This is a genomic window from Photorhabdus sp. CRCIA-P01 (assembly GCF_003545805.1).
Taxonomy (GTDB): Bacteria; Pseudomonadota; Gammaproteobacteria; order Enterobacterales; family Enterobacteriaceae; genus Photorhabdus; species Photorhabdus antumapuensis.
In genome coordinates this window covers 167,574-192,144 of sequence record NZ_NMQR01000003.1, presented here as the reverse complement: position 1 = coordinate 192,144, position 24,571 = coordinate 167,574, and the positions used below count along the sequence as shown (strand labels likewise).

Genomic DNA, 24,571 nt, shown 5'->3' with positions numbered 1-24,571 from the left:
ATGATGTTATTACCACAAAAAATACTGACTTATTACAACCGGGAATTAAGTTATTTAAGACAATATGGCGCTGCTTTCTCTCAGCGTTTTCCCAAAATTGCCAAACGTCTTGGGTTCGCGGAAGGCGTTTCAGAAGATCCACATGTAGAACGGCTGGTGGAATCTTTTGCATTTTTGACAGCAAAAATCCATCAGCGGATTGATGAAGATATGCCGGAACTCAGCAACGCCATGTTGGAGGTACTGGCGCCACAATTTCTACGTCAAGTACCGTCGGTATCGTTGGTGCAGTTTCAACAGGACCCATTAGCATCCGGTGTGACCGGAATGATGACGGTAGCGCGGCATACTCCGTTGATTTCTCAACCGGTAGGTGATGTGACCTGTCGTTTCCGCACTGTATATCCGCTGGAGATGTTGCCATTAGATTTAACGCACGCAGAACTGATACCAGACCCTTATGATCGGGACTTTATCTTAACGCTAAGTTTTACCCTGTGGCCGGGCGCCAGCTTTCAGGCGAAATATATCCGGTTGTACTTACATGGCGCACCGGTGCTGACCCACAGTTTGTATGAATTGTTGTCGGCGCAAGTTAAGCAACTGGAATGTCGTTTGGGCGAGCGTACATTCAACCTGAATAGTCGGGGTGTTCAGGTGGTGGGCTTTGATCCGCAAGATAACTTATGCACTGATGATCCATTGATAAATCCGGTTCATCACTTATTTCGTGATTATTTCAGTTTCCCAGAAAAGTTCCTATTCCTGGATATTCCGTTACCAGATGCCGGTTTGATCACCAGTTTATCAGGCGAGTTGCAATATCGTTTCCGGCTTAAGGATTGCACCGCATTGCGCCGTATTGAACGTATGAGCGATAAAGTCAGCAATGAAACCTTCCGGCTCAATTGCGTCCCTATCATCAACTTGTTTTCTCACCAGGCGGAACCGATTATTCCACTGGAAACGGAACATGAATATCTGGTTCAACCGGATGCGCGTCGCCCACAAAGTATGGAAGTTTATACCATCAATCAAGTCGAGATTGTCAGCCGTCAACAGGAACAATTAAGTTCCAAACCAGTGCCATCATTATTTGGTATTGAACATACACAGTCTGACGAACAGTTCCCGTTATTTTGGCAGGCAACGCCGCGCCCCTCACTCAGGCATAACGATCTGGGGATGAATATGTTTATCGGTTTTTCTGATAGCAACGGCGAACATCTGAAACCTGAAACCGATGTGGTGGTCCTGAACCTGACCTGTACCAACCGTGATATACCGCGGCAGTTGAGCAACGGTCATCCTGATGGCGATTTCGAACCAGAAAGCGCGTTGCCAGGGGTAAAAATTCTGGGATTGATCCGTCCTCGATTGCCGGTACGTCCACAACCCAATAGTGCATTAAACTGGCGGTTGGTATCACAACTCAATTTGAACCAAATGCTACTGAGTGGTCCGCAGGGGGTTCAATGCTTAAAAGAGGCGCTAGAACTCTACAACTTGCTTGGCGATCCCGCCATATCACGGTTGATTGCACAATTACAGCAGATTGCTATTGCGCCGGTGAGTGCACGCCTGAATCCCGCCGATCCCTATTCTCTGGCACAGGGGCTGGAGGTGACACTGACATTTCAGGCACAAGCCGGGGAATTTGTGGATTTTTATCTATTTTGCAGCCTGTTAGAGCGTTTTATCGCAATGTATGCGCCAATTAACAGCTTTACGCAGACCGTAACACAGCTAGAGACAGTTAATAATAGTACCCGCCGTTGGCCACGTCGCAGTGGGAGGCTGACATGGCTATAGAAAATAGGCTGCGTTTAGCTGGCGGCCGTTTTTATCAAAATGTACGTCGCCTGCTCAAACGTTGTCGCCGACGGGGAGAAACGGCAATCACCCCTGATGATGTGGTGCAATTCAGCTCGGTACTGACATTAGATGCGCCGGAAAGGGAAATCGAGTCGCTATTACCACCGCAAGAGGGTTATGAGCAGTATCGCATGGCGGTACATCACTTTGGTCTATTAGGAACCCTTGGCGCATTACCGTTACGTTACACCGAATGGCTGATTGATAGGCGTTACCGCTATGGCGACGAATCAGCTCAGGCATTTATTGATATTTTTACTCATCGCCTGCTTAGCCTGCGTTTTCAGGCATGGCAGAAATACCGGTTATATATCAATACAGAGTTACAAACCCATCGGGCTTTACCGGCAGTCATTCCAGCGGTTGCCGGCCAATTGATGGAAAACAAAATACAGCGCTCTCATCCAGCTTGTGCCGGATTACTGGCAACACCAGTCCGCTCAATGGTGAATTTGCAACATCTGTTGCAGCGGGAATTTAGTATGGCGGTCAACATCCAACCTTTTAAAGGGCGCTGGCAATATGCTGAACAGGCGCATTGTTGCTGTCTTGGCCGCAGTTTATTAGGCGATAACCCGATGTTGGGTCGCGCTTATTGGGATATTCAATCCGGGTTTCATATTCAGTTGGGGCCGTTTGCCGCTCGGCACCGCGCCGCTTTTATGCCGGGAAATGAACAACATCGCAAACTGACACAATGGGTGTGGCAATTTGCCGGGCCGTTGCTCTCCTTTTCACTGGAATTGTTGGTACAGCATAGTGGGCAAGGCAATGTATTAAATGGCAGCCGTCAGTTGGGGTGGGACGGTTGTATGGGGGATACCGACGAGAGCAATATTCAGCGTATTTATTTGGCCGAATGTACGGGTCCTTATGCAAATTAAAGCAAAAATGCAGGTAATAAAAAGATGCTGTTAGGGCAAAAGAATCGTTTTTTACAGGTTATCGGTAGCCTGTCAGATATTGTGGCACTGAACAAAATAGAGGGTGAAGAGCACCTGTCGCGGCCTTATTCATTTTCTGCTCAGCTCTATTCCAATGCAGACTGGGATAAGCTGGAGTCTCATATCGGTAAGCCTTTGGCATTTCGTCTGGGTGAAGCGCCGAATCACCGCATTGTGCATGGCCTATTGACTGAATTGCAGCAACAAGGTTTTAGCGACGGCCAGTTTTGTTATCAAGCACGTATTGAACCCTGGTTGAAAATGCTGACATTAACCCATAATTTGCGCGTCTATCAGCGCATCAGTGTGCCGGATATGGTATGTGATATTTTCCGTAAACGTGGGTTTAACGACGTTGAACTGGCGCTAAAAAGTCGTTATCCGAAGCTTGAATATTGTATGCAATACAAGGAATCAGATTTTGACTTTGTGACGCGTCAACTGGAACAAGCGGGGATTTTCTATTTCTTTCGCCATGAAGAGGGGCGGCACGTACTGGTATTAGCGGATCACCCTTCGACGTTTATTAACGCGCCCTTAGCGGTATTGCCATATCAATCGAAAGTGGGTGATCAGCAGGGTTATGGGCTACGCGCCTGGCATATTTATCGCACAATGATTCCAGGTACGGCGGAAATGAATGGTTATAACGTTAAAAGTGCCGCGGCAATCAGTGCCAGTGCCAAGGCGAACAGCGGCTATTCTACCAATCCCAAGCTTTCTATCTATGATGATCGACGTCAGGAGGAACGTAATCAACTGGAAGTACAGGCAACGCTGTGCATGGAACAATGGGAATCACAGTCCTATTACGCACGGGCCGTTAACAGTTATCCCAGTTTACAAGTGGGGCATCAGTTTACCCTGAAAGGGCACACCAGTGCCGATGGCCGTTATGCGGTGGGCCACCAGCGATTAAAAGCCGAGAACAACCTGGAGGAAGGCGAATTACTGTTTTCGTCTCAAGTGACCTTATTTCCGGCGAATAAAACATTTCGCCCGCATCCTTCTGTTACGCGGCCCTACATTTCCGGCGTATTGTCCGCGTTGGTGGTGGGGCCGACATCGGAAGAGATCCATACTGATGAACAGGGGCGCATCAAAATCCAGTTTCACTGGGATAAAGAACATAAAAAAAATGATGACAGCTCCTGCTGGATACGTGTCAGTCAGTTCTGGAATGGCGCAAAGTTTGGCGCACAATTTGTGCCACGCGTGGGCAGTGAAGTATTGGTGAGTTTCATCGATGGCGATCCGGATAGCCCGCTGGTGACCGGAACGGTTTATAACGGGGTGAAGATGCCACCATTCACACTGCCGGGACAGAAAACCCAAAGTGGGATTACGACGCGCAGTAGTGCAAAAGGCACGGTGCAACAAGGACATCAGTTTTGTTTCGAAGATAAGAAAGGTGAAGAATTTATTTTGCTTCACTCACAAAAAGATATGCGCCTGAAAGTGAAAAATGATTTTTCGGCGCAGATCGATCGCAACGTGTTATGGGAAATCCAAGAAAAACGCAACACCCAAATTAAAAAGGGCAATGACACGTTAACTTTGAGCGCAGGCAGTTATGAGCTGGCGGTATCCAGAGGCAATGCCACCATCAATGTGGGTCAGCAATGCACGATTACGGCAAATCAGGGCATTGAGCTGAAAGTCGGCGCTAGCCAATTATCGATTACCCCGGCCGGGATCACCATCAAAGCCCCATCTGTCATGGTGGAAGGCTCGGGAAAATTGGCGTTGAAGAGCAGCGGCATGGCGGAATTAACCGGAACCACGGTAAAAGTAGAAGGCAGTGCAATGGCGCAGCTAAAAGGCGGCATTGTTCAGATGGATGCGACCGGCATTGCCATGGTGAAAGGAACTTTGACCAAAATTGGTTAATAGCAGGATCAATGAATAATAAGAGTTTGTAGTTATGGCTAAATTACGACACTGCCAACTTTCGCCACAGGCGGAATTGGTACTACAACAACACGCGGCACATGAACAGAATCTATCGGTGCTCAATAAGGAAATGTTGTGGCAAGACGCGGTGTGCTACACCATTTTTATGTTGCCTTACACTCAGGCTCTGGAGCTGGCACTGACATTTATCTCCTGCGTTTATGAACGCGATCTGATGCCAGAACAGCGATTGCTGTTGCAACAAGTGCGACGCTGGCGGGTTGATGGTGGAGATCCTCTGCGTCATGAATTGTTCGAACAGGCACAAACAGTCGGGTTCGATAACCCAATCTCATGTCTGGTGCTTTCCGTTTTTTGGAGTGAAGGCAGCATGACCACCCCGGATTTGGAAGCTGTCTATCCACAACCGGGGCAGTCACTGGCGGCATTAGCCGATACGTTGTGCTTGATATTGCACGTTCATGGCGAACAGCCGGAACGACAAATGCGGTACGTTGAGCAATTTTTTCAACTAGCACACGGCCAACTAAGGCAATTGCCACCGTCACAAGATCAGGGGCGCAAAAATTATCTGTACCATGAAGCCACATTATCAGGAGAGCAATGATGCCAATGCCAGCCGCCCGTGTGGGTGATATGCATATTTGTCCAATGGTGTCGCCCGCGGTACCTCCGGTGCCACATGTAGGCGGACCGATTATGCCGCCAGGTGTACCGACGGTGCTGATTGGTGGATTACCAGCGGCAACAATGGGCTCAATGTTGGTGTGCGTCGGGCCACCGGATACCGTGGTCATGGGCAGCCCAACAGTATTGATCGGTGGACGGCCCGCAGCCAGACTCGGCGATCTGTGCGCACATGGCGGCACGATTACCACTGGCTACCCATTAGTGATTATTGCTTGAAATGGAAGCCACTGTGAACTTAGCTCAAACAGATATCGCACGTTTTTTACAGCCCATTGCTGCTGACAAACCAGCGGGGTGCGATATCGAATACGAACCTATTTTTGAGCAGATAAACGCCGCGCGCGAAACCGACGATGATTTTCTCCGGGACGACGCATGGGGATATGAAACCCGTCAGGCTGATTGGATACGGGTTTCAGCGTTATGCCAAGAGGTGCTGGAAAAACAGAGCAAAGACTTGCAAATAGCCTGCTGGCTAACCCAAGCGCAAGGGGAACTGTATGGCCTGGAAGGTATTAGTAGCGGTATCACATTACTTACCCATCTACTGGAGGCTTTTTGGCCGGTACTTTACCCGCCGCTGGATGATACAGAGACAAACAGTGCGGATGCTCGTCTTGGCCGGTTAAGCTGGTTGGATAAGCAATTGGTAAAACAATTGGACAATCTGACATTGACCGATGATGGCAAATTGAGCTTGGTCGTCTGGCAACGCGTGCAATATTTTGAACAACGCGTTGCCGTTAATAGCGAATTACGCAGTGCCTTGATCAGTGATGGTTATTTCGGTATCGCTGAGTGCGACGGCAGTATTCGCACTACACCAGCCGAACAATTTAACCAATTGCTGATGCGAGCTGAACAAGTTAATAAGGCATTAGCAGAACTGCAAAAAATCATGGGGGAGCAATTGCCCGATGCCGGTAACAGCATGAGTGCCAGTACGCAGCGATTGCAAGATCTGCTGGCCTTAATCGAACGGTTTCGTGAAATGGTGACCCCGGAATTAACTCAGGAATATAGCAATGAAGAAATAGCGGTAGGAGAAAATGCACCCAATGACATAAATACGGCTTTTTTAACAGAAGGTCGGGCGCACCATGAAATGCGCGTTATCGCCATTAGACAATTGATCAATATCGCCAATTATTTTCGCCAAAATGAACCTACCAGCCCAGTGCCTTATTTAATCGAACGAGCAGCACGCTGGGCAAATATGGGCATGGCCGAATGGCTGGAAGAAATGATGTCAGAAAACACCTCCGCGCTACAGGAAATTATGCGCGTAATAAAATGATCATAAATAGAGAGCAAAATGAATAACATGAATTTTCATAGCGTCATTAAACGCCATTTTTTAATATTGACAATGCTTCTTTTAACAAATGGTTGCAGTCATTCTACTTCCAACGATGAAAAACGCTTGCAGGCAATTGAACAAGCCAAACCAGTTTATGCCAGCAATGCCATTCACTTAAGAATAACCGCAGTTCCACAACTGAATGTTTTTAATAACATATCAAACAGTTGCACAATATTAATTGCTCAAGCGGAGAAACGTGAACAATTAGATAAATTACTGGCTAATCCGGTGTTATTACGCAATTTATTTGCCGGCACCGGTGCAACAGAGCATATATTACAGTTGGATAATTACGTAATGATGCCGGGGCAATCGGTATCTTTACATATCGACAGAGCGGAACAAGCGCGTTATATCGCATTAATTGCGGGTTATTACCCGGCGCCAGATAGTCCTCATACGCGAGTATTATCACTGCCGCTGCGCCTTGAGCAACACGGTTGGTGGAATAGATCCTGGAGCGCTGAATTTGTTCCCATGCACATTAATCTGACGCTAGGGCGTTATGCCATTATTCGCAGTGATTTCTCCGCGGGTAACACGGGAGATGCGGTGATTTTCCCCGGACAAACGGCAGAAAATTCAGCCGTGACCGAAGTTCGTTGAGGAAGTAACACTATGTTTGAACATAAACCGATATATTGGTATTCAGGATTATATTTACAGCCTCAACACTTTCAAGCCCATGAATTGCGAAATGAATATTGGCAAGGGCGTTATCAGTTACTGACTCAGCCTTATGCTTTTGGTGTGGTGAAACTCGCATTCAATCTGGCCGCGCTAAGTGATGAAATACTGAGTGTTCATCATGCCGAGTTTATTTTTCCCGATGGTTGTTACGTGGATTGTGATGTCAATGGCGTACTCAGTGCCCGATCATTGCGGGATTGCTGGCGGGTACGAGACAAACCGCAGCGCATTTACGTTGGTTTGCGTATGTTCAGCCACAATCAGAGTAACGTCACCGGCATCACAGATGCCAACAGTGTCGGTAATATCACCAGTCGTTGGGTAACATGGCCGCAAGAACAGCGTATGCGGGATGCTTTTGGCGAGGGGCCGGAAGCAGAAGTGCAACAACTGACCTATAACTTACGTTTTTTCTTGCACGATGAGATTGCTCAGGCAACGGGTTACACATTATTACCGGTGGGCCAACTGCATTGCACCAGTGACGGTATCGCGCTGGATAACCGCTATCTACCACCATGTTTAACGCTCTATGCCGTGCCACAACTGGGCCAACGTATTGCTCAACTTTGTCAGGAATTAACCGGGCGTGTCCATCAATTGGAAGAGTTGAAACGCCCGCAAACGCTGGAAGGGGAAATTTATACCCAAGAAAAAAGCACATTATTGCTGACACTACGGACTCTGGCGCGTTATGTCGTGCAGTTGCACCATTTTCAGGAGGCGAGAGATGTTCATCCCTTACAGATTTTTGGCTTATTGCGCCAACTGATCAGCGAACTTTCCTGTTTTACCGACCGTTGCTCCTTTTTAGGCCAGTGGAACGGGCGGGAAGAAATACTGGAGAAATATCAGCATCTGGATTTGGCGCTAACGCTTGATAGTTGTGAACGGACAGTTGCCGATTTGCTTAATGCACTGGTGCTGGAACCGAACACCGTTATCCCTCTGCAACAGGAAAGCCACGGTTATTATCATGCTGCTTTCAATGCAACGGGCGTCAATGAACAGCAACGGCTCTATTTGGTACTGCGCTCTGACAGCTTTACCCATCGTGAGCGGGAAATTCCTGATGATCGCCTGATTAAACTGGCGGCAGCGGAACAGATCGACAGCATTATTAACCGTGCTTTGCCCGGTGTACGTCTGTACTACCAAGAAATTGCGCCACATGGTTTACCTAACCGGACAAATACTCGCTATTTCCGGGTAGAAAACCGCGGTGCGTTGTGGCGGCAGGTAGAAGAGAGTAAACGTGTAGCGGTGCATTGGGCAGATGCGCCGGACGATTTACAAACAGAAATCGTTATAGTGAGAGCATCATGATGCAGTTATTGGATTGTTATATTCCAGTATTCACTTGCGTATTGCGCATGATCCAGCAGCAGGTGAATCAAGCGGAAACACTGCGGCAAACCGTATTAGCTGAGTTGACACAAGCGCGGAATAGGGCACGTTTGCAGGGTTATGGGGCACAAGATATCGAAGAGGCAAATTTCGCCGTGGTGGTTTGGGCAGACGAAGCCATTCTGTGCGCAGGTCAGAAAGAGTTGGGCGTTTGGCGCCAATCGTCGTTACAAGCAGAGCTTTATGATGCCGAACTGGGCGGAAATACATTTTTTGATCGCCTTGCTGCGTTAGTACCGGATAATTATCAGGTTCGATTAGTTTATGTTTTTTGTCTGCTTGCCGGATTTTATGGCCGTTATGGCAAACATGATAATCTGGAATTACACAATATTATCCAGCAAGAATTAAATAATCTTCCTGATACGTTGCGTGGTTATCTCTCTTTAGAAAATCACCGATTAATGAATAGATACGATAATAAGTTGAAAAATAAGCGTTCCAATCATAAATGGCGCAGGAAATTAATATTATTCATATCATCTATTATATTAATTTATATTTTCATCACTGTCTATTTATTAAGTATTGGCCGATAAACTCGGAAATTAAACATGAAAAAATTACTTTATGCCATTGGCTGGCTTAGCGTGATGGTTATCCTTTTATTACTCAGTTTAACTATTGCGGTGGCATTCTCATGGCCGACAATAGGTGGCTTGTTATTATTTATTTGCCTACTCATGCTGTTATTATTGCTGCGTGTAGCAATTGCATTCATGCCGCAAATAATGAATAAATTGCGCTGGATAAATACATTCTGGCGAAAAGGAAATAACCGTCTGGAATATTTACTCTATCAGCACTGGTGGCAGGGAGGATATTTACAAAGTTGGCGTCGCTTCCGCTCACTGTTACACCGTAACGGTCCCGTTCCACCCTGGTTTCTGGTGGTAGGGGAACGGGGCAATGGTAAACAGAAGCTGTTAACACACTGCAACGTGGCGCCCATGACGGGGAAAAATCCGCCGTCGCTGGCAACAAACACCTTTACCTGTCGCTGGTGGTTCTTCCGCCGGGCAATGTACATGGTCGTTTCCGGCCGTTATACCGAAGGTCAATCCCTGTACCGGCAAGCCTGGTTGCGGCTGATACGCTGGATAGCGCAGGTGCGTAAACCGGCTGGTGTACTCGTTTGCTTATCGGTGGAACAGTTGCTCAACAGTGACAATAGAGCGCTCTATATCGCTGCACGTCAGGTACGGGCGCAGTTGGAACCATTACAGATACGTCTGGAACGCCGTTTGCCAATCTGGTTGATCCTTACTCATAGTGAAACATTGCCGGGATTTGACCATTGGTGCGCCCAACTGTCAGTAGAACAACGTGCTGAATTGCTAGGCGATTTTATCGAGCACCACACGGTGGGTCATGTCACCGACATGCTGGATAAGAGTATGAACACCATTGTTAACACGTTAAAAATGATGCGCCTTAAGTTGCTCAATCAGCAACGTCAGCAACCCAATGCGGAAGTCTTAGCATTACCAGAAACTATAGCCCAACTGCAACCAGCGCTAGGCTGCTACCTGAATGCACTGTTCGACCAAGACCATTATCTGGAGCATGGCCTGCTACGTGGCCTGTTTTTTACCGCCGAACATCAAACCGCTGGCGTTTTCAGCCACCGTTTGCTGGGAGAATCTCTGCCTGATCAAGTTAAACGTAATCAAGATCAACGTAATAATAGCGTACTGCTGACCGGCTGGCGGACATTAACCAAACGCATATTGGTTAGCCTATTGATTTTGATGCTGGTATGCGGCGCAGGCAACGCACTGATGACGACCTGGCGTGGTGTTACGCAACTTGAAAATATCCATGAAGTAGACCCCCTTGAACGGAGTTACTTGCGCTATCAACAAGTTGAGTACTGGTTACAGGAAACTCTGTCACCTCTGCTTTTTTATCCAGTCAACCATACACTGGAACAACGGATGGCTCGGCAGTACCAACAACAAGCACCTGTTGGTGTATTCAACCCGAAATCGGTAGCAACACACTTGCTAGCACGTTTTCGTCACGCGGAAGCACCGCAAAAACGACTGTTGGCTTTACACTGGGCTCGTTTCATTAACACTGAACAGGCAATGGCGCATGGCGCTACGCTGGAAACGTTACAGCATATGCCTGCTTATTCAGCCTCACTATTAAGTGGTGGAAACGATCCTTTATCAGCAGAACAACGCGTCGCACTCCGTCTGGCGCAATATCGCCAAGGCAACGCACAGCAAGAATTTGATCGGTGGCAAAATGTATTGCAGACACTACTGGAAGATGGCAATAACTGGCAATGGCTGTTAGCCGACGAACAACCGGCTGGAACGCATTCGCTGACGCTGGCTGATTTCTGGCCTCTTGCCAGCGATGATGTTGCCACAATTAACGCACGTATTCGTGGTGTTTATACCCAAACCGGCGAGCAAGATATTCAGGCAACCTTGGGGGAACTGGCACAAGCCCTTAACAGACCGGCATTCTTTGCTCCTTTACAGCGCTCATTCTATCAACAATATCAAAATCAGCGCCAATCAGAATGGTTCGCATTCGCCCAGGCTATGCCTCAGGGAGAAACATTAGTGCGAGGCAAGAAAAACTGGCAAGCGTTGGTATTAGCAGCAGGTCAATATGGCAGTCCCTATATCGCCTTTCTGACCCAGTTAGAACATGATTTATCCACGGTAGAAAAGGCGGATCAGCAGTCCTGGTTGCAGGCACAGCAGCGCTTATGGCAACTGCATGGTTATGTGCAAAAAAGTAGTGTGATGCAACGAGTTTCGCTAGGTAACCTCTCTTTACGCCAGCGCATCATGTCATGGCTTGGTATTTCACCGCAGATCTCAGTACGACTGGATGACACTGCGCTGACGCGCTATCGCACCTACCGGCAAGCAGTGCAGTTAAATAGCCAACGCGAGTTGCTTAGTGATATGGAAACCGAGGTATTGGTTAAAAATGCGCTAAGTAATGAGAAAGGAGAGTTGAATGATAACGGTTTACGCGCATTGTTTAACCGTTTCACCCTGTGGCGCCATGAGACCGAAAGCAAGCAAGACGCAGGAGCAAATGAAACCTTATGGCGACTCTATCAGGGTGATGCGCATCTGGTACTACGTTACGCCTTCTTAAGTGCCGCCAGTCGCTTGCAAACCCAGTGGGAAAGCAAAGTGATTTGGCCGATGGAGAAATTAAGCAGACAGGAACTGTTTGATGGCCGGGAATTGAACGCGCGTTTGTATGAATACAGTAACGCATTTGTACGGGATACCGCTGAGTATGCGCTGGATATTCGTCCAGAAGGTATTAAGCGCCAGGAAATAGAAGATGTGGTCTTTCCGTTTAGCGACGATTTCATTTTCTATATCAATAACCTCATTCAACCGAATGACCTACTTTCAGCGACATCGGATATTCGCCGTCGCCTACAAGAGAAACTCGCCTTACTGGAAAGCGAACAGCAACTGACGACGGTACATCAGGAACCGGAACAGGAGCAGAAGCCATCGGCGGAAGTGACAATTGTCAGTCAGCCGGCAACCGCTAACCGGGGGGCAAGGGTATTGCCAGTGGGGAGTTCAGTGACGTTGAGTTGTGATGATGGCGTACAGCAGCTTAAGAGTATGAATTTCAATGACAGCATGACGCTGCATTGGAGCCCAGGAACATGCGGTAAAGTACAAATTGATGTCTATTTTCCTCGCTTTACATTAAGCAAAAGTTACGTTGGCCCCGATGGTTTGCTGAAATTTATGCACACTTTTTCCCGCGGCGAACTGACACTGGCAGCACAAGCGTTCCCACAGCGGCGCGATGAATTAAGCGCACTGGGTATCAATAACATCACTGTGCGCTATCAGGTCAGCGGAAGCAAAGCGGTTTCAATACTGTATCAGCAGTGGCAACAACATCAGCAACAACAGACGGCGTTGTTGGAACAGCGCAACCGACTGGATAGCCAGTTGTTAAATTTAAGTGAACCAACAGTAGCAAAAGGAACCCTTTCTACTTTGCCATCACAGATCACCACCTATTGGAACGAATCAAGGAAACCGAAAAGTGAGTAATTATCTTAAACAGATCGTCAGTAAATTAACGGTAGAAGCCCGTCAATGCCTTGATGAGGCAGTTAATCTGGCAGTGCGGCGCACCCATCATGAAGTGGAAATTGAACATTTGCTGTTGGCTTTGTTTGAAAAACAGCTTCCGACGATGCAACAAGTGTGTCACCACGGCGGTATTGAGGCCATGACATTGCTGAATGCCTGCCAACGGTCCCTGACATTATTACGCAGTGGTAACCATCGTCCGCCGGTACTGGCTACCAGCCTGACTGAATGGATAGAACAGACCTGGATGTACGCCAGTACTCACTGGGGAGCATCACAGATTACCGCTCAGGCATTGATTGTGGCACTGCTCATGAATCCGTCACTGCACCATTCACTTACCTCGGAGTTACAGCAAGCGTTACAGGGTAACACCGACGAAATAGAACAGTGGTTGCGTACACAGACACATACGGAATCGCAACACATTACGACGCCTGTCGGGGATAATACTCAATCCGCACTGGCGCAATACACGCATCACCTGACACAGGCGGCGCGTGACAATAAACTCGACCCGGTTTTAGGGCGTGAGCGGGAGATTCGCCAATTAATTGATGTGCTATTACGCCGTCGCCAAAACAACCCATTGTTAACTGGTGAAGCGGGTGTCGGCAAAACCGCGCTGATCGAGGGACTCGCTCAGCGGATCGTTGATGGCCGTGTCCCGAAAGTTTTGGCGCAGGCTGAATTATTTACGTTGGATATGGGGCTGTTACAAGCGGGCGCCAGCGTAAAAGGCGAGTTTGAAAGCCGCTTGCAAAAATTATTGGATGAGGTGAGGGGGTATCCTACACCAGTGATTCTGTTTATCGACGAAGCACATACACTGATTGGCGCAGGCGGCCAAGCCGGACAAAACGATGCAGCCAATCTGTTGAAACCTGCGCTGGCACGTGGCGAATTACGGGCGATTGCGGCAACCACCTGGTCTGAATATAAGAAGTACTTTGAAAAAGACGCCGCGTTAGCCCGCCGTTTTCAAGTGATCAAAGTTGAAGAACCTTCGCCAGAGCTGGCAATCGCGATGTTACGCGCCATGACACCGGCAATGGAAAAACATCATGGCGTCAAAGTGCTTGCAGAAGCGGTCACAGAAGCAGTTACGTTAGCCAACCGTTATATCACTGGACGTCAGTTGCCGGATAAATCGGTTAGCTTGTTGGATAGCGCCTGTGCTCGCGTTGCAGTTTCACAGACGGATGAACCGGCGCCGATTGAAGATCTGCGTGCCATGCTGGCAAACATTGCTAGCGAGCAGGAAGCACTACTGCGTGAAGGTGGACATGAAACCCAGTTACAGAAATTGGCACAGCGTCAGACCGAATTGCAGGCATCACTGGCAGAAATTTTGCCTGAATATCACGCTCAACGTCAGTTGGTCAATGACATCCTCACCTGTGAAGAACATGACGAGCGGCTACCCGTGTTACGTGCGGAACTGCATCAGCGCCACCATCAGCACGCTTATGTCTTTGACTGTGTTGATGCCGCCTGTGTCGCAGACATTATTGCCGGTTGGACAGGAATCCCCCTTGGCCGGATGGTAGAAAATGAACGTGATGTGTTGCGTCGGTTGGAAACCCGTCTCGGCCAACGGGTCATGGGACAAGCTCATGCACTCAGCCAGATAGCACGCCAAATTCGGATTGCTAAAGCACAACTGGCGGACCCGGTCAAACCTACCGGAGTATTTATGCTCGCGGGGCCTTCGGGTGTGGGGAAAACCGAAACTGCCTTAGCGCTGGCGCATGAATTGTATGGCGGTGAGCATCATTTGATCACAATTAACATGTCGGAATATCAGGAAGCCCATTCGGTTTCTGGTCTGAAAGGTTCTCCCCCAGGTTACGTCGGTTATGGACAGGGTGGTGTATTAACCGAAGCGGTTCGACGCCAACCTTATAGCGTAGTGTTACTTGATGAAGTGGAGAAAGCTCACCCCGATGTACTGGAGTTATTCTTTCAGGTGTTCGATAAAGGCATGATGGAAGATGCCGAGGGGCAACAGATTAACTTTCGCAATACGCTGATTATCCCGACCACCAATGCAGCATCAGATTTGGTAATGCGGGCGGCAATGCACGGCGTAAAAGAACAGGGGGAAAACCGCCCGGCCACCCTGGAAGATATTCAGGAGATTATCCGACCAGAGCTGCAACGTATTTTTACACCGGCATTTTTAGGCCGTTTGCAGGTTATTCCTTATCTGCCGGTACATGGCGAAATTCTGCATACCATTGTGCGTCATAAACTGAATAAAGTTGTCGCACGTTATCGTCAATCAACCCAATGTGCATTGCACTATAGCGACACGTTGGTGGATTTTATCGCTAAAGGGTGCCAGATCGCGGAAAGCGGTGCCCGTGAAATTGACAACCTGTTAACACAGTTTGTCCTGCCGTTGTTATCAGATCAATTGTTACTAGGTGATGTGCCAGTCAATCAGGATGTCTGGATGGATGTTATAGACGGTCAAGTACAGTTACACTCAGACCAAAAGAAACTATTACCATCTAATATTATCAACTAAGGGTAGTAAGAGCACATCTCTGCTATTATTATCTTACGATGTAACATCAGTGTTACGGAATAGATCCCGATGAAAATGAAAAAGATAGTGATCTTCTGGTTTATTTTTACATTGGTCAATTTCGCGCTGGCACTGTTAAGCCTACAGGTACGGGATGCATGGAGTCTGTCATCACTGGTATGGTTTCCGGCAGGCTTGTTACAAGGCATTTTTTGCGTCAGGACGCCACGGTATTGGCCGGTCTGGTTAATGACGGGCGCCTTGATTTCGCTAACTGCCAGTCAGTGGTATGGAAGACCGGTAAACGTATCGCTGATCTTTTCCAGCATCAATGTGATGATGCTGGTGGTAACAGCGCTGATCTGGCAGTTTTTTTACGGTGTCATGTGGGCGCCGAAGCGGGCAAGGGACATCATTAGCCTGACCGTACTCTGTTCGTTAAGTGGAATCATTGAGCGATTTATCGCGAAATGGATACTTCATCTCTTTGGTTATCCTACCGACATATCGGTTTCATTACCGATTATCGTAGGCTCAGTGTTGAGTTATCTACCACTTACGCTGTGTGTTATCTACTACATCACCCATGAGAAAAATGGAGTTGGGAACTGGAAAATCCATGGCTTATGGCTGGTGGCCCTATTTGCCATGACAGCATTGTTCATCAGTCCACCACCGGAAGCTGGGAAAATTCACTGGCAAGGGATCGCACTGCTGTTTTCCTTTAGTTTGCCGATGCTGCTAGCACTCAGTGGTAATCTGCTGGTATTAAGCAGCTTTTTATCCCTGTGTACGGTGGGGATCGTGAGTGCCACCATTTTTGGTCTTGGGCCATTCTCATCTCCGTTAACCAATCTCCAACAAAATGTGCAGATAGCGGCTTGGTACAGTACAGCATTGACCTTGCCCGCATTATTATGCTGTAGTTTTTTATCTAACATAATCAATGTATTACATCTCCGCAAAGCGCGTTTTCTGTTAATGAGAGCCATGCTGGATCAAGAACAGGTGAATTGCTTTCGGTTAAGCGCCAAAGGACATCTGTACTGGCATCATAATGATGCTGCCTGGATGCGGCGCGGAAAAGCACCGGCCTCCTGGTCGCAATTGATGGCTTGGGTACATCGGGAAGATCGGCATAAAATCGAACAGCTTAAACATTCAGTCTCGCAAATACCACAGACACTAAAAATTCGGATTGCCGATGGCAAAGGCGAATTTAATCTGGTCATTATCGCCTTAATCGTCCATGTGGGAGAAAACGCCGGTTTTATTGAAGGAACGATACGTGAAATAGTCAATAGAAAATAATCTGGAGAAATAACCCATGCCCAAACGAGTCATTATTGCCGACGATCATCCGGTATTTTTATTAGGACTACGTACGATACTGGCAACATTGCCGGAGAATTACCAGATTGTGGGGGAAGCCCATGATGTCACTTCGCTTTTCTCTCTGCTGGAGGAAAAAGAAACGGATATGCTGATTACGGATTTCATTATGCCGGGTAATAACCAGATCGACGGTCTGAGGATGATTAGCCGAATACGGGAACAGTATCCGAATTTGCCGATTGTGGTGATTACGATGATCAGCGACCGGAAAATCATTGCTTCATTAATTGATTACAAAGTAAAAGCGATTTTGAACAAAAACAGTTTATCCCATGAGCTGGTAAAAGGGTTGTACAGTACAACCGGACGTTATGAACCCTATTTAAGTGAACAATTTCTCGAATCACCGGACGAGGAAGTTGTAAAAACGCTAACCAGCAAAGAATTGGAAGTGATTAAATTGTTGGGACAAGGGTTAAGCGTGAATGATATTGCCGCGCGTTTATACCGTACTAAGCAGACGATCAGCGCACAAAAAATCAGCGCAATGAAAAAGCTAGGGTTAGATAATGAAGCCGCACTTTATAATTATTTGCATCAGATTGGGCTAGGGCTATAAGCCATGACGTGCTGGCGCAAAGAATGGCGATGGTTTGCCCCGTTGGTATTACTGTTACCGCTATCTGGCTGGAGTCTCAACCTATTCGAGTATCGCAATGCGCAAGAACTGCCTGCCAATGGATTACCGGTGGAGTTTTATTCAAACATCACGCAAGAGTCGCAGGAATTTTTGCCGTTGCCCATTAAAGAACAAGCGGTTCTTCCCTCACGCTTCCCGACATTAAAAGTCGGCATTCTCTGCTGTATCGGTGCGCCATTGGTTATCCATCGTTGGGACGGCAAGTTGGAAGGGATTTATGCTGATTATCTGCGCTTGATTGAAACTGTGCTGAAAAGGCCGGTGGAAGTACGGCTATTTGGCAACTGGGAATCAGCTTATAAAGCGTTGCAACGTGGAGATATCCAGTTGTTATCGAATTCCGCCTCATCACAATCAGGCAATGAAGCAAATGACACTTACCCAATTCTGGTACAACCACTTGCCCTGATTATGCGCAAAGAACAAGTCAATATGCCATTTGCCAAAATGAATATTATGGCGGCACCCAGCAGTGATCCGAATGTCATTAAGCAATTACATAAACATTACCGCAATATTTTAATAGCAAAAAATCAGCAAGAAGGGATACAGGCCGTCGTGGATGGCGAAATGGATGCCTATCTGGATGGACAAAGCCAGATTGCCTATTTACTGGCTTTTCGTCCGTTTACCGGATTGACTTACCGCCGGGATATTTCATTCGGGGAACGGTATGATTTTCTTGGTCACAACGGTGATGGCATGGTTGAAGCGGTCAATCTGATTTTGACATCCATTCCTCATGCCATCAGAAATAAAGTTTATGAACGTTGGATTTCTGGACTGGCGTTGGGCAACAATAACGACGCAGCAATATTTTCGTCGCAAGAAAAAGCCTGGATTAAAAGAAATCCTGTCGTCAATGTGGCACTGAATCGCAATGTACCGCCTTATTCCTTTCTGGATAAAAACGGTCAAATCACCGGACTGGATGTAGACATTTTACGTCTACTGGGGGAAAAAAGTGGCATCACCTTTAATTTCATCCCAACAGATGATGCAGTAGGCATTAAAAAACGGTTAGAAGATGGCGAAGCGCAAATGACCTCCATGATCAACACGCCCGAACGTCGCCGTTGGCTCTCTTTCAGTCATCCCTATGGTACCGTGGAATGGGTGATGATCACGCGCAGTGAGCGTAATGCGCCTTATGAGTTTGAACAACTTAAACACCATCGGGTGGCGATTCAGCGCGGCAACGCACTTTTGTCACTATTGAAGCAATATCCAGAGATTTCCATCGTGGAAGTTGACAGTGTGACACAAGGTATTGACATGGTGCTGGCCGGAGCAGCAGATGCCACTTTTGATAGCCTGATTAGTGCTGATTACCTACAAGCAAGCCGCTACGGCGCCAATATTTCTATTCAATCCTTTAAAGGCTCGTTGCAACCGGAACAATACGCCATCATACCGGCCTATCCTCAACTGGTTGACATATTAAATAAAAGCATTGATGCACTGCCACCAAATGAACTGCGGGTATTACGGTTGAAGTGGTTATCCATGGCGAATGTCACGCCTTATGATGACCATAAAATCTCTCCTTGGGTGAAGCTGTGGGGAGGGGCATTACTTGTGATTGCGTTAAGCTCGGCTTTTTGGGGCAGTTATCTTGCACACCAGATCAGACGACGTAAAACTGCGGAAAGCAACTTACAGAATTTGCTGGCGTACTGGGAAACACTCTTTAATAACATGCCTACGCCAATGTTTGTCTGCGATCCCACCATGTGCATCACAGCGGCTAACCTCTATTTTCGACATGAAATGGGCTCTATTGGATCTGAAGTGATTGGCCGTAGTCTTTTTTCCCTATGCTTTTTGAAACCGACCGATGAGCAAGAAATCAGCCTAATTTTTCTACGCTGTTTGGAAGGTGCTCCTGTACATTTTTCTGATCGCAACATTGTTATCCAGGGGCAGGATAAAGACGTTTATTTGTGGCTCGAAAGTTATAGCAATACCGAAGGCGTTGTTCAGGGAATCATTGGTGGCTGGTTTGATGTGACCGAGCGTAAATTGCTGGCGCAGGAACTACGCCAGGAACGTGATAAGGCAGAACTTGCCAGCCTTGAGAAATCAGATTTTCTGGCTCACATGAGCCATGAAATCCGCACTCCGCTACAAGCCATTATCGGTATTCTTGATCTGGAGGTAAAACAGCAAACTCAACCATCCACACCATTACATATCGCCTGGCAGGCGGCTATATCCTTGCAAGGAATCATCGGTGATGTGCTGGATTTCTCCAAGATAGAATCAGGGCGGATGGTGCTGAATCTCAAGCCGGAATCATTGCAGGCGATTTTGGAAAATTGTGTGGCAACTTTTAGCCATCGAGCAAAGGAAAAGGCATTACTTTTCACCTATCAGTTTGATATGCCGCCTGAATATTATCATCTACTGGACGCGACACGCGTAACCCAAGTCATCAATAACCTGTTGGGTAATGCCATTAAATTTACCGAGCAGGGTAGTGTACAGATCAGCGCCAGCTATCAGCTTATTCCAGGGAGTCACCAAGATGAAATTACGCTGGTGGTTGCTGATACTGGTTGCGGCATTCCAGAAACCATGTATGAAGCGGTTTTACTGCCCTATGTACAGGTGACACAAGATAACGGCGGAAAAACCGGTACGGGATTGGGATTACCTATTTCTGTACAGTTAGTTGAATTAATGGGTGGCAGTCTGAAAATCACGGGTGCGCCCAGTGTTGGTGCACAGGTTACCGTGGTGCTACCGCTTACGCGCGCTGTTATTGAAAAGGAGGCGATAAGTGAAAAAACCGAAAACATTGAGACGGAACTTCATGAATCTTTGAATATTTTAGTGGTTGATGATCTACCAGCCAATTTACAGGTGTTGTCATTACAGTTAGCACCATCGGGCCATCGTATCGCGCTAGCTGAAAGCGGCGAACAGGCCATGAATCTGGTGGAGGAGGGCTATTTCGATATCGTGCTGACAGATTGCCAGATGCCGATGATGAACGGTTACGAACTGGCTCAGTTACTGAGAAAACATGAACGATTACGGCAATTACCGCCATTTATTATTCTGGGATGTACCGCGAACGCATTTTCTACCGAACAGGCTCGTTGTTTGGAAGCTGGAATGAATGGTGTATTGATCAAACCACTGGTGCAAAGTAAATTGCTGGCGGAAATGACCCGTTATTACCGACAAGTTAATGACGAAGCAACATTGAAATTCGATGAGATTCAAGCGTTGGCTCGACAAGATGTGGCTATAGAGCGTCAGTTACTCAGTGCAATACAACAAGGGATGTCGGAAGATATTGCAGAATTGCAACAACAGGAAAACCAGCAACACCATGAAAAAGTTGTGCATCACGCTCACCGCATGAAAGGCGCTTTTGCGCTGATGCAATATCAGCAAGGAATACGTGTCTGCCTGCGGATCGAAAAAAGTGAACATTGTGATGTGAAAACAATCGCCGTTTTATTAACTCGTGCGGAATATTTTCAACAGCAGATTGAGCAGAAATTGGGGGAATTGCAGAGTAGTTAGAAATTAGATGAAACTATAAAGAAAAGCCTTGACTCGAAAAGATAAGTGTAATTTTTGTCATTGTAAAAATTGAAAAAGGCACCATTTTGACGTACATTGCTCTCATATTATCTACACCTAAGGAAGGTATTTCCTATGAATACAGCCATAGACACCAAGCAGGACCGTATCAACCTCCGACTGAAACATAGCGCTAAAGAAATACTGGAACGCGCCGCAAGCTTCGAAGGCAAGACTGTCAGCAATTTTATATTGACAAGTGCATTGACACATGCCGAAAAAACCATTCATGAGCACGAAGTTATGAATTTGAATAACCGAGACTCCGAAGCTTTCTTTAATGCATTGGCCAAACCGGCTCGCTTCAACAAAAAACTGGCAGATGCCTTTGAGGAACATAATCAGCGCGTGATTAATAAATGACCAATGATTATTTAAATCTACTCATAGGGCCTCTAGACAGCAGGCATGACAGGTCCAGCTTCCACTGCGGTGTCTCCTCACTGGATGATTACATTCAAAAGCAAGCCCGCCAAGATGTGAAACGCCGTGTCAGCAGAGTATTCGTAGCGGCTGACACGGAATACCCAAACACTATTGTGGGTTACTACACTCTCTCCACTCTGTCGATTGAACTCTGTCAATTGCCTGAAGCCCTCGCTCGTAAACTTCCCCGGCATCCTGTTCCGACAGCATTACTTGGCAGGCTAGCTGTAAACCAGGCAGCTCAAGGTCACGGGGTAGGCAGGATGCTGCTGGTTGATGCTATCAAGCGAACGTTGGCCGTCAGTAATGAAATCGCCATCTATGCCATGATAGTCGATGCCATTGATGAACAGGCGCAATGCTTCTATGAACAATTTGGCTTCTCTCTGCTCAGTTCAGGAAGCCGTCGATTGTTCCTACCGTTAAAATCTATGTGACATTCTATTATTGATGAGAAGGCATCTTTAACGTATGTTTTCGTTTCGCCAGACTTGTAACTTCTATTAGAGCAAAATTTCTGAGGATTTTTTATGCATGCTCGTGCTTTATATTTTTTCCCTATTTTCTTATTTTTATCTTCTTGTTCAATAAATCTCCCACCTTATGAACGGGAAGCCCGACATTATGTTTATCGCTCTAATGATGATTTTGACCCTAATTTTGGAACACATGTAAATAATTCTATTAAGCTTATGACTCCATTCTTTGAACAATTTTATCGAGAAGGAGTTAAGGATAGAATGAATAACATCAGTTCACATGAATTTGAGCAAAAAATTAATTATTTTAAGAGTGATAATTTAATTCAAGAAATCGGCATGTCCGAAATATTCATTTCACCAAAAGTACACACAAAAGAAATCAACAATAGTCAGATTTCAAATAAGAAGAAAAAAGCATTAATTAACGGAATCATCAATTCTTACGAGGCGGGTTACTATGACAAGTAAGAAAATTAACTATGAACTTATGAAGGCAAGGAGTAATGGGTATTGCTCAATCTGATTTGCCGTTGCTGTAAATCCCGCCTCGGCAATATCTTTCGAGGCAATATTATCATTGCGAATGAATCAATAAGCGCCTTCCATATAAGAGACAGCCTAGAGAGGTGGTTTAAGGATGACAATTAATAAGCCATCCCAAAAAACAGGATAGCTTTTAATTTAATTACATATCTTCACCACCCGTTGCTATAACTTTTTTATACCAATAAAAACTCTTTTTCTTATAACGTGAAAAATCCCCATTTCCATTATCATCAACATTGACATAAATAAATCCATATCGTTTACGGTATTCACCAGTTGAAAAAGAGACACAATCGATACATCCCCATGAAGTATAACCGAGGATATCAACACCATCGAATAAAATAGATTTTTTAATTTCAGATAGGTGTGATGCTAAATATTCAATACGATAATCATCATTGATAACACCATCTTGAGGTAATTTATCAACGGAACCCAGCCCATTTTCAACGATAAAAATGGGTTTTTGATAACGTTCATATAACTCAGATAAACTGTATCGAATACCTATAGGATCAATTTGCCATTCCCATTCAGAAGATTTTAAATAGGGATTATGTCTTCCTTTTTCAAAGAAAGAGAGGGACTGGCTATTTTCTTCTAACATTTCCGTGGATGAAGAGACGATATTACTCATATAATAGCTTATCGCTAAATAATCAGCACACCCTTCCTTTAACCAATTTAAATCATCATCTTCAATATGAAGTTCTATCTTTTTTCTTTCCCATTCTTTAATAAGATAAGATGGATAATATCCACGAAGTTGAACATCACTAAAAATATATTTCTGGCGCATGGCTTGTTGTGCATATAAAACATCTTCTGGCTTACAGCTCGCTGGATATAATGGCGACATATGGATCATGCAGCCAATTTTAAAATTAGGATTTATTTCATGGCCTAATTTGACAACTTTGGCACTAGCAACAAATTGATGATGAATGGTTTGATACATGACCTGTTCTGGATTATCGTGATCCTGGAAAATCACGCCTGAATTACAATAACCAAATAATGGATATTGCCAGTTTATTTGGTTATTAATTTCATTAAATGTAATCCAGTATTTGACTTTATTTTTATATCTTTCCATAACCGTTAGGCTAAAATTCATAAAAAAGTCTATTACTTTTCGGTTATACCAACCACCATATTTCTTAGCCAAGTGATAAGGCATTTCAAAGTGAGATAAAGTAATAATGGGTTCAATATTATATTTCAACAATTCATCAATAAGATCATCGTAAAATTTTAATCCTGCCTCGTTAGGTTGTAATTCATCACCATGAGGAAAAATTCTTGACCAAGCAATTGATGTCCTAAAACATTTGAATCCCATTTCTGCAAATAATGCAATGTCATCTTTATATTGTGAATAAAATTTCACACCTTGATGATTAGGGTAGATTTTATTTTCCTCAATACCATTAGTTATGACACGATCAACACCGTGCTCTCCTTTTGTCATAACATCAGCAATACTCATTCCTTTGCCATCCTGATCCCAATGACCTTCAACTTGGTTAGCGGCAACCGCGCCGCCCCATAAAAAACCGGTAGGAAATTTATTCTTCATAAGTAACTCCTGATTATTATCTTCATCAAAAATCTACTTTCTTAGTTAAAGATAATAGAATTAATCGAGTTAGATTCCAAATAAATAGACCAAATATCATTATTATAACCAATATTTATTTTTTGCTTTTCTTTATAAGAATTATTTATATTCACCACAAGGGAGCCCGTCTTATTCTCGAAAGCAACGGCATTTCCTGACATATTACCTTCTAACTCAACATGTTATGCATCAGGTAAAATTAAACCCGAAAAATGGCGCATGACATAATACTCTGGATTATATATCACTTTATTTATTCCTTTTGGTGACTATCATATTATGAATTTATATCCTTCCAGTGCTTTAACCATCATAGGTAAGCCCAGTTTCAGCAACATT

The 24,571-nt window shown here is 45.7% G+C and carries 19 protein-coding genes; 17 read left to right on the top strand and 2 right to left on the bottom strand.

From position 1 onward, the window contains the following. From tssF to D3222_RS03465, 17 genes are all read left to right on the top strand, one after another. On the top strand, nucleotides 1-1,812 hold the full coding sequence (gene tssF / locus D3222_RS03545) for a type VI secretion system baseplate subunit TssF (RefSeq protein ID WP_118984889.1): 1,812 nt from the start codon (nucleotides 1-3) through the stop codon (nucleotides 1,810-1,812). Next, nucleotides 1,803-2,759 carry a type VI secretion system baseplate subunit TssG gene (gene tssG / locus D3222_RS03540; RefSeq protein WP_118984888.1) on the top strand — a complete coding sequence of 319 codons (957 nt, stop codon included), beginning with the start codon at nucleotides 1,803-1,805 and terminating at the stop codon, nucleotides 2,757-2,759. The genes tssF and tssG overlap by 10 nt, the downstream gene beginning before the upstream one ends. Before the next feature lie 24 nt (nucleotides 2,760-2,783). Beyond that, a complete protein-coding gene (locus D3222_RS03535; RefSeq protein ID WP_118984887.1) occupies nucleotides 2,784-4,709 on the top strand; it encodes a type VI secretion system Vgr family protein in 1,926 nt (641 codons plus the stop codon). A 34-nt stretch (nucleotides 4,710-4,743) separates the two neighbouring features. After that, the gene (locus tag D3222_RS03530) at nucleotides 4,744-5,340 is read left to right on the top strand and encodes a DUF6931 family protein (protein ID WP_118984886.1); all 597 of its coding nucleotides are present in this window, start codon (nucleotides 4,744-4,746) and stop codon (nucleotides 5,338-5,340) included. Then, nucleotides 5,340-5,639: a PAAR domain-containing protein gene (locus D3222_RS03525; RefSeq protein ID WP_173362525.1), complete on the top strand. Its 300-nt coding sequence runs from the start codon at nucleotides 5,340-5,342 to the stop codon at nucleotides 5,637-5,639. Before D3222_RS03530 ends, D3222_RS03525 begins: the two co-directional genes overlap by 1 nt. Before the next feature lie 13 nt (nucleotides 5,640-5,652). Beyond that, nucleotides 5,653-6,720, top strand: coding sequence for a type VI secretion system protein TssA (gene tssA / locus D3222_RS03520; protein ID WP_232832384.1), 1,068 nt, complete (start codon nucleotides 5,653-5,655; stop codon nucleotides 6,718-6,720). Nucleotides 6,721-6,738: 18 nt separating this feature from the next. Then, nucleotides 6,739-7,392, top strand: a complete 654-nt coding sequence (locus tag D3222_RS03515) for a type VI secretion lipoprotein TssJ (protein WP_118984884.1) — start codon at nucleotides 6,739-6,741, stop codon at nucleotides 7,390-7,392. A 12-nt stretch (nucleotides 7,393-7,404) separates the two neighbouring features. Continuing rightward, nucleotides 7,405-8,802, top strand: coding sequence for a type VI secretion system baseplate subunit TssK (gene tssK / locus D3222_RS03510; RefSeq protein ID WP_118984883.1), 1,398 nt, complete (start codon nucleotides 7,405-7,407; stop codon nucleotides 8,800-8,802). Further along, nucleotides 8,799-9,422: a DotU family type IV/VI secretion system protein gene (locus D3222_RS03505; RefSeq protein ID WP_232832383.1), complete on the top strand. Its 624-nt coding sequence runs from the start codon at nucleotides 8,799-8,801 to the stop codon at nucleotides 9,420-9,422. The genes tssK and D3222_RS03505 overlap by 4 nt, the downstream gene beginning before the upstream one ends. 15 nt (nucleotides 9,423-9,437) lie before the next feature. After that, nucleotides 9,438-12,947: a type VI secretion protein IcmF/TssM N-terminal domain-containing protein gene (locus D3222_RS03500; RefSeq protein WP_118984881.1), complete on the top strand. Its 3,510-nt coding sequence runs from the start codon at nucleotides 9,438-9,440 to the stop codon at nucleotides 12,945-12,947. Next, a complete protein-coding gene (tssH, locus tag D3222_RS03495) occupies nucleotides 12,940-15,522 on the top strand; it encodes a type VI secretion system ATPase TssH (protein WP_118984880.1) in 2,583 nt (860 codons plus the stop codon). Before D3222_RS03500 ends, tssH begins: the two co-directional genes overlap by 8 nt. Nucleotides 15,523-15,591: 69 nt before the next feature. Then, on the top strand, nucleotides 15,592-16,833 hold the full coding sequence (locus D3222_RS03490; RefSeq protein WP_118984879.1) for a hypothetical protein: 1,242 nt from the start codon (nucleotides 15,592-15,594) through the stop codon (nucleotides 16,831-16,833). Nucleotides 16,834-16,849: 16 nt separating this feature from the next. Beyond that, entirely contained in the window at nucleotides 16,850-17,476 is a 627-nt protein-coding gene (locus D3222_RS03485) for a response regulator transcription factor (RefSeq protein WP_118984878.1), read from the top strand. A gap of 3 nt (nucleotides 17,477-17,479) precedes the next feature. Further along, nucleotides 17,480-21,094 (top strand): transporter substrate-binding domain-containing protein, encoded by a 3,615-nt coding sequence (locus tag D3222_RS03480; RefSeq protein ID WP_118984877.1) that lies wholly within the window; start codon nucleotides 17,480-17,482, stop codon nucleotides 21,092-21,094. A 135-nt stretch (nucleotides 21,095-21,229) separates the two neighbouring features. Next, on the top strand, nucleotides 21,230-21,517 hold the full coding sequence (locus D3222_RS03475; RefSeq protein WP_118984876.1) for a type II toxin-antitoxin system TacA family antitoxin: 288 nt from the start codon (nucleotides 21,230-21,232) through the stop codon (nucleotides 21,515-21,517). Between the two features lie 116 nt (nucleotides 21,518-21,633). Next, a complete protein-coding gene (locus D3222_RS03470) occupies nucleotides 21,634-22,017 on the top strand; it encodes a GNAT family N-acetyltransferase (RefSeq protein ID WP_198672733.1) in 384 nt (127 codons plus the stop codon). Between the two features lie 93 nt (nucleotides 22,018-22,110). Beyond that, nucleotides 22,111-22,530, top strand: a complete 420-nt coding sequence (locus D3222_RS03465) for an Exc2 family lipoprotein (RefSeq protein ID WP_118984874.1) — start codon at nucleotides 22,111-22,113, stop codon at nucleotides 22,528-22,530. A gap of 217 nt (nucleotides 22,531-22,747) precedes the next feature. On the opposite strand, the gene D3222_RS03460 is transcribed toward D3222_RS03465, so the two are convergent. Then, nucleotides 22,748-24,190, bottom strand: a complete 1,443-nt coding sequence (locus tag D3222_RS03460) for a 6-phospho-beta-glucosidase (protein ID WP_118984873.1) — start codon at nucleotides 24,188-24,190, stop codon at nucleotides 22,748-22,750. A 41-nt stretch (nucleotides 24,191-24,231) separates the two neighbouring features. Continuing rightward, nucleotides 24,232-24,393, bottom strand: a complete 162-nt coding sequence (locus D3222_RS26600) for a glycoside hydrolase family 30 beta sandwich domain-containing protein (protein WP_118984872.1) — start codon at nucleotides 24,391-24,393, stop codon at nucleotides 24,232-24,234. Nucleotides 24,394-24,571: the final 178 nt, after the last annotated feature.

Bases quoted from the DNA above. Each gene is read 5' to 3' on its own strand.
- D3222_RS03485 (WP_118984878.1), top strand. From the start codon at position 16,850: ATGCCCAAACGAGTCATTATTGCCGACGATCATCCGGTATTTTTATTA.
- D3222_RS03500 (WP_118984881.1), top strand. From the start codon at position 9,438: ATGAAAAAATTACTTTATGCCATTGGCTGGCTTAGCGTGATGGTTATC.
- tssF (WP_118984889.1), top strand. From the start codon at position 1: ATGATGTTATTACCACAAAAAATACTGACTTATTACAACCGGGAATTA.
- tssG (WP_118984888.1), top strand. From the start codon at position 1,803: ATGGCTATAGAAAATAGGCTGCGTTTAGCTGGCGGCCGTTTTTATCAA.
- D3222_RS03475 (WP_118984876.1), top strand. From the start codon at position 21,230: ATGAATACAGCCATAGACACCAAGCAGGACCGTATCAACCTCCGACTG.
- D3222_RS03480 (WP_118984877.1), top strand. From the start codon at position 17,480: ATGACGTGCTGGCGCAAAGAATGGCGATGGTTTGCCCCGTTGGTATTA.
- D3222_RS03465 (WP_118984874.1), top strand. From the start codon at position 22,111: ATGCATGCTCGTGCTTTATATTTTTTCCCTATTTTCTTATTTTTATCT.
- D3222_RS03505 (WP_232832383.1), top strand. From the start codon at position 8,799: ATGATGCAGTTATTGGATTGTTATATTCCAGTATTCACTTGCGTATTG.
- D3222_RS03460 (WP_118984873.1), bottom strand. From the start codon at position 24,190: ATGAAGAATAAATTTCCTACCGGTTTTTTATGGGGCGGCGCGGTTGCC.
- D3222_RS03530 (WP_118984886.1), top strand. From the start codon at position 4,744: ATGGCTAAATTACGACACTGCCAACTTTCGCCACAGGCGGAATTGGTA.
- tssK (WP_118984883.1), top strand. From the start codon at position 7,405: ATGTTTGAACATAAACCGATATATTGGTATTCAGGATTATATTTACAG.
- D3222_RS03535 (WP_118984887.1), top strand. From the start codon at position 2,784: ATGCTGTTAGGGCAAAAGAATCGTTTTTTACAGGTTATCGGTAGCCTG.
- D3222_RS03525 (WP_173362525.1), top strand. From the start codon at position 5,340: ATGCCAATGCCAGCCGCCCGTGTGGGTGATATGCATATTTGTCCAATG.
- D3222_RS26600 (WP_118984872.1), bottom strand. From the start codon at position 24,393: ATGTCAGGAAATGCCGTTGCTTTCGAGAATAAGACGGGCTCCCTTGTG.
- D3222_RS03490 (WP_118984879.1), top strand. From the start codon at position 15,592: ATGAAAATGAAAAAGATAGTGATCTTCTGGTTTATTTTTACATTGGTC.
- D3222_RS03515 (WP_118984884.1), top strand. From the start codon at position 6,739: ATGAATAACATGAATTTTCATAGCGTCATTAAACGCCATTTTTTAATA.